This is a genomic window from Streptomyces himalayensis subsp. himalayensis (genome assembly GCF_013778455.1).
GTDB classification, from domain to species: Bacteria; Actinomycetota; Actinomycetes; order Streptomycetales; family Streptomycetaceae; genus Streptomyces; species Streptomyces himalayensis.
In genome coordinates this window covers 154,473-169,010 of sequence record NZ_JACEHE010000007.1, presented here as the reverse complement: position 1 = coordinate 169,010, position 14,538 = coordinate 154,473, and the positions used below count along the sequence as shown (strand labels likewise).

Sequence of the window (14,538 nt, the reverse complement as noted above, 5' to 3'; positions counted from 1 at the left end):
ACCGGGACCGGACTCCGACGCGTCGCGGATGGTTCGGGGACGGTCCCGGTCCGGTGCTGCGCGACAGCCTGCCACTCCTGGAGGGTCACAGGCGGCGATCCCCCTGGATATGCATATATCTGTCGCTCGAAGCGGTGAACTCTGCTAGAGCCAACCGTATTTGGAGCCGGAGCGGCACTCCTCTACCGTCGGCGCATGCATCGGCTGGTACCGCCGGTCGGGAGGAGACGGGTATGCCATACGGTACCGCGGTCCGCCGCCGCAAACTCGGCGCGGAACTGCGCGCCCTGCGCAGCCGGGCGGGGCTCACCAGCGGCGAGGCCGCCCGCCTCGTCGGCTGGCACCAGTCGAAGGTCAGCCGCATCGAGACGGGCCGCAGCAGAGTCAAGGCGTCGGACGTGACGCTGCTGCTCGACGCGTACAGCGTCCGGGATCCCGCGCTGCGGGACCTGCTCGTCGCAATGGCGGGCCCGGGAGGCGGTGATGGACGCACGCACTGGTGGCAGGCCTACCGGGATCTGCTGCCGCCCGAATATCGGGACTTCATCCGCCTGGAGTCGCAGGCCGATCGCATGCGCACCCTGGAGACCACCGTGGTGCCGGGGCTGTTCCAAACGCCGGATTACGCGCGGGCCGTGACACGGGCGGCGCTGGTCGGCCTGCCGGATGCCCAGGTGGACGCGCTCGTCGAGGTGCGGCTGGCCCGGCAGGAGGTCCTGCGCAGGGATCCGCCGCTGCAGGTGAGCGCCGTACTGGACGAGGCGGTGCTGCGGCGGGCCGTGGGCGGGCCGGGCGTGATGGAGCGGCAGCTCTACCGGTTACTGGAGGCTGCCCGGCTGCCCCATGTGCGCGTTCAAGTGCTGCCGTTCGCCGCCGGTGAGCACATAGGGGTCACCGGCCCTTTCGTTATCTTGTCATTTTCGAACATTTCTGATCTCGATGTTGTAGTTCTCGACCACTTGACGAGTAGCCTCTACCTCGAAGGGACAGAGGACCTGAAGGCGTACGCCAGCGCCTTCAACTCGCTTCAGAGAGTGGCCCTTTCGCCCGAGGACTCATTGGAATTCATCGCCGGGACATGTGACGGCGCCTAGGAGGGCACCATGTCTGCTCTGCCTCGGTACATACCTTCCAGCACCTCGCTGCACAGCGGCCCATGGCGGCGCAGCAGCTTCAGCACGGGAATGAACAACTGCGTGGAGACCGCCGAGATCGGCGCCGGCCCGCTGGCCGGGCTGCTCGCCGTGCGCGACTCCAAGCGGTCGGCCGGACCCGCTCTGCTGTTCTCCGCAGCCGCCTGGAGCAACTTCCTGGACACGCTTCAGCCCACCGACACCTGACCTGAGCGGAGCGGTCACCCACCTGACCGCGGTGCCGAACACCCGCCCAATGCGCCAGGGGCACGCGGCCTCTGCGTCACTCCCCCGCGGCCGGGGGTGCGGTGCGGCTGATCACCCGTACCGCTTCGACGATCTGCTCCTCGGTCAGGTCCGCGCGGGCGGTCAGCCTCAGACGCGAGATGCCGTCCGGCACGGACGGGGGCCGGAAGCACCCCACCGCGAGACCTGCGCCGCGGCAGTCCGCGGCCCACTGCACGGCCAGTTCCGGCGACGGGGCACATACGGAGACGACGGCCGCGTCCGGGCGTACCGCCTGCAGGCCTTCGACGGTGAGCCGGTCGTGCAGGGTGGTCGCGACCGCGTGGGCGCGCGCGCCGCGCTCCGGTTCCCGGCGCAGGAGACGCAGCGCGGCGAGCGCGGCTCCGGCAGCGGCGGGGGCCAGGCCGGTGTCGAAGATGAAGGTACGGGCGGCGTTGACGAGGTGGTCGATGACCTTGGCGGGGCCGAGGACGGCGCCGCCCTGGCTGCCGAGGGACTTGGAGAGGGTGACGGTCACGACGACGTCCGCCGCGCCCGCGAGGCCGGCCGCATGCGGCGCACCCCGTCCGCCGTCGCCCAGTACGCCCATTCCGTGCGCGTCGTCGACGATCAGCCCGGACCCGAACTCCCGGCATGCTTCGGCGAGTTGGGCCAGCGGCGCCGCGTCGCCGTCCACGGAGAACACCGAGTCGGACACGGCGACCGCGGGACCCTGGTGGGCGTCCAGCGCCTTGCGTACGGCCTCGGTGTCCCCGTGCGGCACAACCTGTACCGTCCCGCGAGCGAGCCGGCAGCCGTCGATCAGTGAGGCGTGGTTGCCCGCGTCCGACACGATCAGCGAGCCATGCGGGGCGAGCGCGGTGACCGCGGCGAGGTTGGCGGCGTATCCGGACGACAGCACGAGCGCGGACTCGAACCCGCAGAAGTCGGCGAGCTCCCGCTCGAGTTCGGCATGCAGCTCGGTGGAGCCGGTGACCAGCCGGGAGCCGGTGGCGCCCCCGCCCCAGCGGCGGGCGGCGGCGGCCGCTGCCCCGGTGATCTCAGGGTGCCGGGCAAGGCCCAGATAGTCGTTGCTCGCCAGGTCGAGGAGCGGCGAGTCGGCCGGGCGTGGACGCAGGGTGCGTACGAGTCCGGCCCGCCGGCGGACATCGGCTTGCTCGTCCAGCCAGTCGAACGGCGTTCTCGCCATGGAGGGCCTCCGGCACCATGTCGTTTTGTAGGCAGTGGACAGACACTAGCGGTGCGACCACGAGGTCAGGGTGTGGCAATACCCACACCTCGAACGGTCTCTGTTGTACGGAACCTCCTTGGCCGGAGCGGCGGCTTACGTCAGGATCAGCGCCATGGACCTGCTGAACACGCTGGTGGACAAGGGGCTTCGGCGCGAGCTGCCGACCCGCGACGAGGCGCTGGCCGTGCTGGCCACCTCCGACGACGAACTCCTCGACGTAGTGGCCGCGGCCGGCAAGGTGCGCCGGCACTGGTTCGGGCGGCGGGTGAAACTCAACTATCTGGTCAACCTCAAGTCGGGCCTCTGCCCTGAGGACTGCTCGTACTGCTCGCAGCGGCTCGGCTCCAAGGCGGACATCCTCAAGTACACCTGGCTGAAGCCCGACGAGGCGTCACAGGCGGCGGCCGCCGGAGTCGCGGGCGGCGCCAAGCGCGTGTGTCTGGTGGCGAGCGGCCGGGGGCCGACGGACCGGGACGTCGACCGCGTGTCGAAGACCATCGAGACGATCAAGGAACAGAACGAGGCCGTCGAGGTGTGCGCCTGCCTCGGGCTGCTCTCCCAGGGGCAGGCGGAGCGGCTGCGCGCGGCGGGAGCCGACGCCTACAACCACAACCTGAACACGTCCGAGGGGACGTACGGCGAGATCACCACGACGCACACCTACGCCGACCGGGTGGACACGGTGCAGCAGGCCCGGGCGGCCGGGCTCTCGGCCTGCTCGGGGCTGATCGCGGGCATGGGCGAGTCGGACGAGGACCTGGTGGACGTGGTCTTCTCGCTCCGCCAGCTCGACGCCGACTCGGTCCCCGTGAACTTCCTGATCCCCTTCGAGGGCACGCCGCTCGCGAAGGAGTGGAATCTCACGCCCCAGCGCTGTCTGCGCATCCTCGCCATGGTCCGGTTCGTCTGCCCGGATGTGGAGGTGCGCATCGCGGGCGGCCGTGAGGTCCATCTGCGCACGATGCAGCCGCTCGCGCTGCACCTGGCCAACTCCATCTTCCTCGGCGACTATCTGACGAGCGAGGGCCAGGCCGGCAGGGCGGACCTGGAGATGATCGAGGACGCCGGTTTCGAGGTCGAGGGCACGGACACGGTGACGCTGCCGGAGCACCGGGCCGCGGCCGCCGGCTGCGGCTCCCACGAGGGCGGCGGGTGCGCGGCGCCCGGCGGGCCGACTCCCGAGGAGGCGTCGGCTCCCGAGGCGTCGGCTCCCGAGGCGTCGGTTCCCGAGGCGCGTACGGATTTGGTGGCGGTACGCCGCCGGGGCGCCGGAACGGATCTCGCACCCAATGCCTGAGCGTCGCCCCATGCCTGAGCGTCGCCCCATGCCTGAGCTGCCTGTGCGCGATCTGCTGGAACTCGACCGGCGGCACGTCTGGCACCCGTACGGGCCAATGCCGGGCCGCGCGGAACCGCTCGTCGTGGAGTCGGCGAGCGGGGTACGGCTCAGGATGGCGGACGGTTCGGGTGAGCTGGTGGACGGCATGTCGTCCTGGTGGTCCGCTATCCACGGCTACAACCACCCCGTACTGAACGAGGCCGTGCGCGATCAGCTGGAGCGGATGAGCCATGTCATGTTCGGCGGCCTGACCCACGAGCCCGCCGTGCGCTTGGCCAAGCGACTTGTCGACATGTCACCGGACGGCCTCGAGCATGTCTTCCTCGCCGACTCCGGCTCCGTGTCGGTCGAGGTCGCCGTCAAGATGTGCCTGCAGTACTGGCGTTCGCTGGGTCGGCCTGCCAAGCGGCGGCTGCTGACGTGGCGCGGCGGGTACCACGGCGACACGTGGCAGCCGATGTCGGTGTGCGACCCCGAGGGCGGGATGCACGAGCTGTGGTCGGGCGTACTGCCGCGCCAGGTCTTCGCTGACGCGCCGCCGGTCGCGTACGAGGAGTCGTACGCCGATCACCTCCGCGAACTGATCGAGCGGCACGCCGACGAGCTCGCCGCGGTGATCGTGGAGCCGGTGGTGCAGGGCGCGGGCGGGATGCGGTTCCACTCCCCCGCGTATCTGCCCGTGCTGCGCGAGGCGTGCGACGCCCACGGTGTGCTGCTGGTGTTCGACGAGATCGCGACCGGCTTCGGGCGGACGGGCACGCTGTTCGCTGCGGACCAGGCCGGGGTCACCCCGGACGTGATGTGCGTGGGCAAGGCGCTGACCGGCGGCTACATGACAATGGCGGCCACGCTCTGCACCTCCCGTGTGGCGGACGGCATTTCACGCGGTGAGGTGCCGGTGCTCGCCCACGGTCCGACGTTCATGGGCAACCCGCTCGCGTCCGCGGTGGCCTGCGCCTCGATCGACCTGCTCCTCGGGCAGGACTGGGCGACCAAGGTGAAACGCATCGAGACGGGCCTGCGTGAAGGCCTGTCGGCGGCCGCGGACCTGCCGGGCGTACGGGACGTACGTGTCCTGGGCGCGATCGGCGTCGTACAGCTCGACCACGAGGTGGACATGGCAGCCGCGACCCGTGCGGCCGTGGCGGAGGGCGTGTGGCTGCGGCCGTTCCGGGATCTCGTCTACACGATGCCGCCGTACATCACGGGCGACGATGATCTCGCGCGGATCGGGCGGGGGGTGTGCGCGGCCGCGGGGGCGGGGTGAGGGTCCTTCGGCCCCGCCTTGGCCCCTTGGGCCCGTCATCCCCGCCCGCCGACGCGGGTCGGCACGACAAGGCGGCGCTGAGGGCCGCCTGCGGGTGCATACCCGAGGGCAGTGGCGGGCGAGCGGGGGCAGGGCTCGTACGAGCGAAGAAAGGTGCGTAGGAACGACATGGCGGTTCTGGTGGTGACCGGGACGGGCACCGAGGTCGGCAAGACCGTGACGACGGCCGCGCTGGCGGCTGCCGCGCTGGCCGCCGGGCGGTCCGTCGCCGTGCTCAAGCCCGCGCAGACGGGCGTGGCGCCGGGTGAGCCGGGCGATGTCGACGAGGTGGTGCGCCTGGCGGGCGACGTCACGGCGGCCGAACTCGCCCGGTATCCCGAGCCGTTGGCCCCGGACACCGCGGCACGGCGGTCCCGGCTGCCGCCGGTACGGGTTGCCGACATCGCCGAGGCCGCGGAGAAGCTGGCGGCCGAACACGACCTGGTGCTGGTCGAGGGGGCGGGCGGGCTGCTCGTACGCCTTGACGACTCGGGCTCGACGCTGGCGGATGCGGCACGGCTGCTGGACGCGCCGGTGCTGGTGGTCGCGGCCGCGGGACTCGGCACGCTCAACACGACAGCGCTGACGGCCGAGGCGCTGCGCGCGCGGGACCTGACGTGTGCTGGGGTGGTCGTCGGCTCCTGGCCGCGCCGCCCTGACCTCGCCGCGCGGTGCAACCTCGCGGATCTCCCCGCCGTGGCGGAGTCCCCGCTGCTGGGTGCGGTACCGACCGGGGCAGCGGCCCGTCCGCCCGCCGAGTTCCGCGCGGCGGCGCGGACGTGGCTGGCGCCACGGCTGGGCGGCACATGGGATGCGCGGGCCTTCACGGCGCAGGAAGCACCGGGGCGGCCCACGCTGTCGGGCGCATCGACGCGATAGCCGACCCTACCCGCGCCACCGCCTGGCAACACGGGCCGGCCGCCGGGCCGCGGCCCCGCCAGGACCGGCCGCCAAGCGGGCAGGGAGAACGCGACGATCGAGCGGTCGGCCTCCACCGCCGGACTGCCGCGCACTGGCACCGCCGAACAGCCCACCGGGATGCCGTGCATCGGCACCGCCAACCAGCACCGCCGGACCGCGGCGCGAGCCGGAATCCCATCAGGCCGTGCAGCACGCCCACCCAGGGTGCGACCTCCGGCGACCAATCCGTCCGCCAGAGACCGCCACAGCACGGCGCCAAGCGCTCAACCAAGGGGCACAATCGGCGTAACGGCCCGTCCGCGCGAGGAGGTCTCCATGCCGCAGCGTTCCGCCAGGGCGTCGAAGGATGCCGTGCACCATCCCCTCTTCGCCCGTTTCTACGCCAAGATCAGCGTGGCGGCCGAGGCCTCGGTCGGGCCACACCGGGACGAGCTGCTCGCCGGGCTGAGCGGCCGGGTCATCGAGATCGGCGCGGGCAACGGCCTCAATTTCGCGCGGTATCCGCACACCGTGTCCGAGGTCGTGGCCATCGAACCGGAGCGTGTTCTGCGGCAGTTGGCGATGACCGCGGCCCGGCGCGCCGACGTACCGGTGGACGTGGTGCCCGGCGCGGCGGAGGCTCTGCCCGTCAAGAGCGAGGCGTACGACGCGGCCGTCGTCTCGCTCGTGCTGTGCAGCGTGCGGGACGTGCCGCGGGCGCTCGCCGAGATCCGCAGGGTGCTGCGGCCCGGCGGTGAACTGAGGTTCTTCGAGCACGGGCGGGGCGGCGGCAGGGTGATGGCGGCCACCCAGCGCACCCTGGACCGCGCCGTGTGGCCGGCGCTGTTCGGCGGCTGCCATGTCGGCCGGGACCCGATCGGCTCACTGCGGGCGGCGGGCTTCGAACTCGGGCCGTACCGCCGGGTTCTGGTGCCGGCCAAGGGCCCGCGGCTGCCCAGCTCGTACTGCGTCCTGGGGAGCGCACGCCGCCCGGTCCTCGACGACGAGGATTAGGCGGCGCCTTCCGTCGGCGGCGAATGCGCCCGAGCACCGGCGCCAAGCGGCCTTGGTGATGTCCGGTGCGGTACCGCGCCCCGTGAGGGGCGCGGGGAACTGCGCGACCAGCCCCCACCGGCCCGCGGGTTGATCACCGTGCTTCCAGCGGAGCGCTAGGGCCTGTGTCGGAAGTGGCGCCGTCCGCCCGGAGGGCGGGCTGGGCGGCGTCTGGTGCGTGCTCTCGGCGTGCCGGGTGGAAGCCCTCGTACTGGACGTACTTGGGCTTTCGCCCGGTGCGGCGAGTGGGGGTACCTCCCACGCCCTTGAGGCAGTGGGGGAGCGTGCCAGGCGTCGCCCGGCAGGCGCCACTTCCGACACAGGCCCTAGAGGCTCCACTGCCGCAGTTCGGCCGCGATGTCGTGCACGGTCGCGTCACCGTTCTTCACCAGCTGGGCCAGTTCGCGGACCTGCTCGGGCGAGGTGACGACCTTGAGGCCGCTGGCGACGAGATAGGCGTACGCGACGGCCGACGCGAACATCGCGTTGGAGCGTTCGAGCGCCGGGACGTGCAGCAGGAGCTGGAGCAGCGAGGCGGCCCGGGAGTGCGGGTCGTCGTAGACGGGAATGCCGAAGATCTCCGCCTCGTGCCGGCTTACGGCGGCGACGAGGGCGCCCCAGTCGGTGACCTGGGGGTCTCCGGGGGTCTTCTGTTCGGCGATCATGAGCAGCCAGGCAAGGTCGATCTTCACGTTCAACGGCTCAGCGACGACCTTCACGCTCCGAGCCGAACTCCTCCGCGAAGACGGACTCGTACTGCTTCATGAAGTCGGCCGCGGCTTCGACGAAGGTGTGCCCGACCTCGCCGGTGTCCTGTTTCACCAGTTCTTCGATGTAGCGGTTCACGCTCATCCCGCGCGCCAGTGCGCGTTCGCGCGCGGCCCGTGCGGTGCCCTCGTCCACGCGTACGTTCAACTGCGTCTTGGCCATACCCCGAAGCTAGCGCGTGTGCGCTAGCACCCGCAAGGACGCATAAAGGTGCCCCTTACATGCGCCTCGGGGACACCGACCTCGGATGGATACCGGGCGTTCACCGCATCCCACTACGCTCGGCGGACATACGGAAACGGACGGTCACGACAGGAGGCGGCCTTGTCCACACCGGTTGCAGACACGGCCCCGGACCGCGCGGAGGCCAACGGAGTCGCGGCCCGCGCCCGCGGCCTGACCAAGGCATACGGCTCCGGCGAGACGACGGTGCTCGCCCTCGACTCGGTCGACGTCGACATCGCGCGCGGGCGCTACACGGCGGTCATGGGTCCCTCCGGCTCGGGAAAGTCGACGCTGATGCACTGCCTGGCGGGGCTCGACACGGTCTCGGCCGGCCAGGTATGGCTCGGCGACACTGAGATCACCGGCCTCAGGGAGCGCGAGCTGACGCGGCTGCGTCGTGACCGGATCGGCTTCGTCTTCCAGTCGTTCAACCTCATCCCCACGCTCAGCGCAGCCGAGAACATCACGCTGCCGATGGACATCGCGGGCCGCACCCCCGACGGCGCGTGGCTCGACCAGGTCATCGACACGCTGGGCCTGCGCGACCGCCTCAAGCACCGGCCCGCACAGCTGTCCGGCGGACAGCAGCAGCGTGTGGCGTGCGCGCGGGCGCTCGCCTCACGTCCCGAGTTGATCTTCGCGGACGAGCCGACGGGCAACCTCGACTCACGGGCGAGCCAGGAGGTGCTGGGCTTTCTGCGCAAGGCGGTCGACGAACTCGGGCAGACAGTGGTGATGGTGACCCACGATCCCGGCGCGGCCGCCCACTCCGATCTGGTGCTGTTCCTCGGCGACGGCAGGATCGTCGACGAGATGCCCGAGCCCACTGCGGAGGCCGTGCTGGAGCGCATGCGCCTCTTTTCCGGGGGGAGCCCTCAGCCGTCGGGGTCGGACGCGGACGCGATCCGGGCCGCTGCCCCGCGTGAGGGCGGCTCGAGCGACGTACTCGATCCGCTGCGCAAGGACTGAGGCGGACAGCCGTGCTGAAGGCGACGCTCAGGAGTTTCCTCGCGCACAAGGGGCGGCTGGTGCTGTCGGCGCTGGCCATCGTGCTGTCGGTGGCGTTCGTCGCGGGCAGCCTGATCTTCTCGGACACGGTGACCCGCACGTTCGACCGGCTCTTCGCCTCCACCGCGGCGGATGTGAAGGTAGGCCCGAAGGAGGCCCTGGACGAGGCCGTGCCCTCGGGGAACATCCCGACGGTGCCGGCGGATCTCGTGGGGCGGGTGGCCAAGATCGACGGTGTAGCCGCCGCCCATGTCGACGCGGCCGTCGAGAACATCACGGTCGTCGACGACAAGAACGAACCCGTCGGCCCGACCACGGGCGCCCCCACCATCGCCACCAACTGGTACGTGACCGAGCGCAGTCCTGTCGAGCTGACCTCGGGTCATGCGCCGCGGGGCCCGGGTGAAGCGCTGCTCGACGCGGACACCGCCGACAAGAAGGACGTGCGGATCGGGGACACCCTGGCGGTGCTGGCCGGGCCCGGCTCGTTCAGGGTCGAGGTCGTCGGCATCGCCACGTTCACCACCACCAACCCGGGCGCCGCCCTGGTCTTCCTCGACACCCCGACCGCGCAGAAGAAGCTCCTGGGCAGCGAGGACGCGGCCACGAGCATCTCCGTGGACGCGGCCCCCGGCGTGAGCGACGGGCAGCTCAAGGCGCGCATCGCCGCGGAACTGGGCTCGGCGTACGAGCTGAAGACCTCGGACGAGGAGGCCGAGTCCTCCGCGGCCCAGCTGGGCGGCTTCCTCGATGTCATCAAATGGGTGATGCTCGGATTCGCCGGGATCGCCGTGCTCGTAGGTGTGTTCCTGATCGTCAACACCTTCTCGATGCTGATCGCCCAGCGCACTCGTGAGCTGGGGCTGCTGCGTGCGCTGGGCGCCGACCGGCGGCAGGTGCGGCGGTCCGTACTCACCGAGGCGCTGCTGCTGGGGCTGGTCAGTTCGACGCTGGGCCTGGCTGCCGGGATCGGGCTCTCGCTTGCCCTGATCCAGCTGATGGGCGCGCTCGGCATGAACCTGAAGTCCACCGAGATGGTCATCGGCTGGGGCACCCCTGTTGCCGCATACGTCGTCGGGGTCGGCGTCACCTTCGTCGCGGCGTACCTTCCGGCGCGCCGGGCCGCGCGGGTGTCGCCGATGGCGGCACTGGCCGACGCCGAAAAAATCGCCGATCTGGGGCGGCCCCTCAGGATGCGTGCCGTGCTCGGTTCGGTGTTCGCCGCGGCCGGCGCCGCCGCACTCGTGGGGTGTGCGCTGGCCGAGGAGACCGGGCAGGCCGCGCCGCTGCTCGGGCTCGGCGTCGTGCTCACGCTCATCGCCACCGTGATCGCCGGCCCGCTGCTCGTGCGTCCGCTGATCCGTGTGCTCGGTGGCGCGTTTCCGGCGCTCTTCGGGCCGGTCGGCCGCATGAGCCAGCGCAACGCGCTGCGCAACCCGCGCCGCACGGGGGCCACGGCGGCTGCGCTGATGGTGGGGCTCGCCCTGGTGGGCGGCATGTCCGTGGCGAGCGCCTCCATGACCAAGTCCTTCGACCAGCAGATCGACAGGACACTGGGCGCCGACTTCATCGTGCAGAACAGCAACTTCACGCCGTTCCCGCAGGAGATCACCGACAAGGTCCGGGCCACGGATGGTGCGGGCCTGGTCGTCCGCCAGCGCTTCACACCCCTCGCGGTACGTCTCCCGGACGGCAAGCGCGTCGAGTCCACGGCCGCGGGCTACGATCCGCAGCTCGACGACGTCGCGCACGTCACGTACGCCGAAGGGGACACGGCCGCCGCGCTCGCGCCCGGGAGCATCGCCATGGACCGGGGCTTCGCCGAGGAGCACGGAGTGCGCGTCGGGGCCACGCTGCCCGTGGAGTTCCCAGCCGGGCGTACGGCCGATCTGAAGGTGGCCGCGCTCACCGACCAGGGCGGCTCGGACAGCCTCGGTATGCAGGGCGGGCTCTTCTTCGGCCTCGGCACGCTCGAGGAGTACGTCCCCGGCGGCCAGGAATCCGCGCTCTACGTGAACGCCGCTCCGGGCACGGACCCCGGCACCCTGCGCGACCGGCTCGACCAGACCCTCGACCCGTATCCGCAGGTGCAGGTCCGCGACCAGGCCGACTACAAGGACCTGGTCCGCGACCAGATCGCGGTGATGCTCTACCTCGTGTACGCGCTGCTCGGTCTGGCGATCATCATCGCGGTGCTCGGGGTGGTCAACACCCTTGCGCTGTCGGTCGTCGAGCGCACCCGCGAGATCGGACTGCTGCGCGCCATCGGCCTTGGCCGCCGCCAGCTGCGCCGGATGATCCGGCTGGAGTCGGTGGTGATCGCGGTGTTCGGCGCTGTGCTGGGGCTTGGGCTCGGGCTGGTGTGGGGTGTCGCCATTCAGCAGGTGCTGGCCCTCGAAGGCATGACGGCGTTCGCGATCCCCTGGGGCACGATCGTCGCGGTCGTGGTGGGTTCGGCGGTGGTCGGCATCGTGGCGGCCCTCCTGCCGGCGCTGCGTGCCTCGCGCATGAATGTGCTGGCGGCCATCGCACACGAGTGAGGGGACACCACCAGCGGCCGGACGAAGCCCCGTGCGGGAGCCCCGTCCGGCCGCCGGGAGCGGACTCAGCGGTAGACGATGTCCGAGCCGGAGTAGAGGCAGTTCGTGCTGTCGGGGCCCGTCCCGACTGCGGTGTTGTTGTTGTACTTCTGGCAGGGGATGACCTTGCGGCTCGCGTCGTTGAGGATCGTGATGTTGCGGAGCGTCGCCACGTCGTTGCGGTTGACGTTGATGCCGACGATCCGCGCGGTGGTGCCCGTCCCAGTCACCTCGATGGTGTTGAGGTTGACCTTGCGCGTGTACTGCGTGGAGCAGTCACCGCAGGAGCGGTAGAGCGTCTTGAACTCCTGCACCGCGAAGTTCGAGATGTTGACCGTCCCGCCGCCGTTGTGCTGGAAGACCTTGTCCGCGGCCTTCTTCGCACCTCCGCCGATCACGTGGTACGTGGCACCGGTGCCGCCCCGGAAGGTGGCGGCGTCCTCGCCGACGTCCTCCCACCAGACGTTCTGCAGGGTGCAGCTGCCCATGCAGTGGATGCCGTCGGCAGCCGGGGCGCCGAGGATGACGTTCCTGAGCACCGCGCCGTCCGAGAGCCGGAGGATCGGGTCCTGGCCCTCCTCCTGGCCGTCACCGGCCAGGTCCCCGGTGCCGTAGAGCCGCTTCATCCCGTAGTCCTTGGTGCCGGAGACCGGGATGGTGGAGGAGACGGCCTCGCTGCCGTTGGGGGTCGGCCAGGTGGCAGCGCTCGCCGAGGAGGCATGTGTAGTCATGATCATGCCAAGCCCAAGGGCGGCCACCGCGCCGGTCAGTGCGCGCCTGCGGGCGCGCTGTGGCGTTGCAGAAGTCATGTCCCGATTCCTTCTGTCGTGGTGTGGGGGTGTCAGAGCTTTCCGGCGCCCGCGCCGGACGTCACCGAGGCGACGACGGACGAGGCCGGCTCCCGCCGTACTGCTGCGGGCGGATTGATGACGGTGCCGACCCGCGAGATCCCGGTGGCGGCTCCACCGAGATCGTTTCCGCGCGGGTTGGCGTGTCCGTCGAGGTCACCGCTGCGGTCCGTGGTGACCTCGGTATTCGTCGAGCGGAAGACGTTGTTCTCGACGAGCGTCTGGGCAGCCACGCGCGCGTGGCCGGCGGTGTCGGCGCCGTCCACGTAGTCGTTGCGGCGCCGTGGCGTATCCGCCGCCGGTCGTCCCGGCGCCGAATCCGACCGGCGTGGTGTCGGCTGCCCCGGCCGACCGCGGCACGGCGAGGCGGCGGCTGCCGCGAGGGCGGCCGGTGCGGGCCAGGGCTGGTCTTTGCGCTTGTGTACGTGGGGGGTCGGTACGCATGCGGGTGTGTCCCTTCAGCAGCACTGATGGGCCATCTATGTGAATGACGTACGCCTTGCTGATCGTTGTGCGCGGGCAGCATGACCCGAGTCGGAGGCCTGTGTACGCCCAGGACGTGCGTTTCCGCACATTTCCCCAGATAGCGAAGGCTCCGGTGCCGCCATGCCCTGTGCGCCATGGCCGGTTGGTTCACACTGCTGAACGGACCGTAGAAGGCAAGCGCTTTCTAGTCAACGCTTTGCGCAGACGACATTCGGCCGCATTCGGCCGGCCTTCAAGGACGCCTGATGACAGCGCGCTGTCGCGGACGGCCGCCGTGGTGGAACCCCATATTTCCCCGAGGACGCAGCCGGCTTCGTCTCATGGCTGTGACGATCGAGACGGCCGTCCATCCGTGGTCTGGACTCTGGGCCGCGCAGGGAGCGGGAACGCCGGAACGCTCGGCCTCGGCGTGGCCGATGTCGGACTGGTTCATGTGGCGGTGAGTCATGCGGCGGTGAACAGCCCCCTTCTCCAGCGACTCCACCCCCTCGAGCACGGCATCCGCCGGCTGGGTGGAGCTCTACTTCAACGGCCACCGGCAAACCCTCACGGGTGACACGACCCGGTACGCCCGGCCGCACCTGGGACAGCGCCAACGAACCCAAGTGGGGCGTCTACGACCGCGACCACGGTTCCACCGAACATCGTCAACCGGATCGACAGCCTGAAGACGGCCACGACGTACGAGGACGTGGCGTTCAGTTGATCTGCTGCCTCGATTCGTCGGCACCGGAAACCGTTCGCCAGACAGGCCGGCGCTCTGCTTGGCTCGACCCATGAGCGATCTTCACATCCGCTGCGCCACCCTCTCCGACATCGACACCGTGTTGCAGTTCTGGCGCGAAGCCGCGGAAGGAACGAGCATCAGTGACGACTACGACGGAGTGGCCCGACTCATCACAAGAGACCCCGAAGCCCTGCTCCTCGCAGAGCGCGACGGCGTCCTCACAGGGACCGTGATAGCCGGCTTCGACGGATGGCGATGCTCCGCCTACCGACTGGCCGTACACCCGGACTGCCGCCGGCAAGGCATCGCCACCGCCCTGCTGGAAGCGGCAGAACAACGATTCATCGCCCTGGGCGGTCGACGGGTCGACGCCATGGTCCTGGAAGCCAACGAACGCGCACACCACACGTGGGCTGCGGCTGGCTACCACCGCGAGGACCACTGGCGGCGCTGGGTCAAGCCGCTCGCCTGAGCCGGCCCGGCACCAGCCGCAACCCCGGGCCGCCGTGCCGGCCGCACCCCGGGCCGCCGTGCCGGTCACACTCCGGGCCGCCGCACCGCCGGTTCTCGCGAGCACCGGCCGGACCATTCCGGTAAGCCCCTCCAAGGGGACACGCGCATCACTTTGCTGATCCTTTACCATGGGTGCAACATTCGAACCTCAGGAAAGGTGTGAGCGTCCGCCCATG

The 14,538-nt window shown here is 70.7% G+C and carries 13 protein-coding genes and 1 pseudogene; 9 read left to right on the top strand and 5 right to left on the bottom strand.

Annotated elements, in window-relative coordinates:
- Window positions 1-233: 233 nt before the first annotated feature.
- Window positions 234-1,094, top strand: coding sequence for a helix-turn-helix domain-containing protein (locus tag H1D24_RS14210; RefSeq protein WP_181657889.1), 861 nt, complete (start codon window positions 234-236; stop codon window positions 1,092-1,094).
- Between the two features lie 9 nt (window positions 1,095-1,103).
- Complete coding sequence (locus H1D24_RS14205) at window positions 1,104-1,340, top strand: DUF397 domain-containing protein (RefSeq protein WP_181657888.1); 237 nt, start codon at window positions 1,104-1,106, stop codon at window positions 1,338-1,340.
- Window positions 1,341-1,416: 76 nt separating this feature from the next.
- On the opposite strand, the gene H1D24_RS14200 is transcribed toward H1D24_RS14205, so the two are convergent.
- Window positions 1,417-2,568, bottom strand: coding sequence for an 8-amino-7-oxononanoate synthase (locus H1D24_RS14200; RefSeq protein WP_181657887.1), 1,152 nt, complete (start codon window positions 2,566-2,568; stop codon window positions 1,417-1,419).
- Between the two features lie 154 nt (window positions 2,569-2,722).
- Between H1D24_RS14200 and bioB the strand changes: the two genes are divergently transcribed.
- The 4 genes from bioB to H1D24_RS14180 all read left to right on the top strand — a co-directional run bounded on the left by bioB (window position 2,723) and on the right by H1D24_RS14180 (window position 7,169).
- Window positions 2,723-3,907 (top strand): biotin synthase BioB, encoded by a 1,185-nt coding sequence (gene bioB / locus H1D24_RS14195; protein WP_181657885.1) that lies wholly within the window; start codon window positions 2,723-2,725, stop codon window positions 3,905-3,907.
- A 28-nt stretch (window positions 3,908-3,935) separates the two neighbouring features.
- Complete coding sequence (locus H1D24_RS14190) at window positions 3,936-5,216, top strand: adenosylmethionine--8-amino-7-oxononanoate transaminase (RefSeq protein ID WP_181657883.1); 1,281 nt, start codon at window positions 3,936-3,938, stop codon at window positions 5,214-5,216.
- A gap of 168 nt (window positions 5,217-5,384) precedes the next feature.
- A complete protein-coding gene (bioD, locus tag H1D24_RS14185; protein ID WP_181657882.1) occupies window positions 5,385-6,134 on the top strand; it encodes a dethiobiotin synthase in 750 nt (249 codons plus the stop codon).
- Window positions 6,135-6,491: 357 nt separating this feature from the next.
- Window positions 6,492-7,169 carry a class I SAM-dependent methyltransferase gene (locus H1D24_RS14180; RefSeq protein ID WP_181657881.1) on the top strand — a complete coding sequence of 226 codons (678 nt, stop codon included), beginning with the start codon at window positions 6,492-6,494 and terminating at the stop codon, window positions 7,167-7,169.
- Window positions 7,170-7,534: 365 nt separating this feature from the next.
- Here the strand turns inward: H1D24_RS14180 and H1D24_RS14175 are convergent, their stop codons facing one another.
- Window positions 7,535-7,873 (bottom strand): fic family toxin-antitoxin system, toxin component, encoded by a 339-nt coding sequence (locus H1D24_RS14175; protein WP_181658035.1) that lies wholly within the window; start codon window positions 7,871-7,873, stop codon window positions 7,535-7,537.
- A 37-nt stretch (window positions 7,874-7,910) separates the two neighbouring features.
- A complete protein-coding gene (locus H1D24_RS14170) occupies window positions 7,911-8,138 on the bottom strand; it encodes an antitoxin (RefSeq protein ID WP_181657880.1) in 228 nt (75 codons plus the stop codon).
- Between the two features lie 162 nt (window positions 8,139-8,300).
- On the opposite strand from H1D24_RS14170, the gene H1D24_RS14165 reads away from it, so the two are divergent.
- Window positions 8,301-9,170, top strand: a complete 870-nt coding sequence (locus tag H1D24_RS14165; protein WP_246460344.1) for an ABC transporter ATP-binding protein — start codon at window positions 8,301-8,303, stop codon at window positions 9,168-9,170.
- 11 nt (window positions 9,171-9,181) lie between these two features.
- Window positions 9,182-11,749 (top strand): ABC transporter permease, encoded by a 2,568-nt coding sequence (locus tag H1D24_RS14160; protein ID WP_181657879.1) that lies wholly within the window; start codon window positions 9,182-9,184, stop codon window positions 11,747-11,749.
- A gap of 65 nt (window positions 11,750-11,814) precedes the next feature.
- On the opposite strand, the gene H1D24_RS14155 is transcribed toward H1D24_RS14160, so the two are convergent.
- A complete protein-coding gene (locus tag H1D24_RS14155) occupies window positions 11,815-12,597 on the bottom strand; it encodes a pectate lyase (RefSeq protein WP_181657878.1) in 783 nt (260 codons plus the stop codon).
- A gap of 32 nt (window positions 12,598-12,629) precedes the next feature.
- Window positions 12,630-12,911: pseudogene (locus tag H1D24_RS42350) on the bottom strand (pectate lyase family protein); the annotation flags it as partial.
- A 987-nt stretch (window positions 12,912-13,898) separates the two neighbouring features.
- Between H1D24_RS42350 and H1D24_RS14145 the strand changes: the two are divergent.
- Window positions 13,899-14,321 carry a GNAT family N-acetyltransferase gene (locus H1D24_RS14145; protein WP_181657877.1) on the top strand — a complete coding sequence of 141 codons (423 nt, stop codon included), beginning with the start codon at window positions 13,899-13,901 and terminating at the stop codon, window positions 14,319-14,321.
- Window positions 14,322-14,538 lie beyond the last annotated feature (217 nt).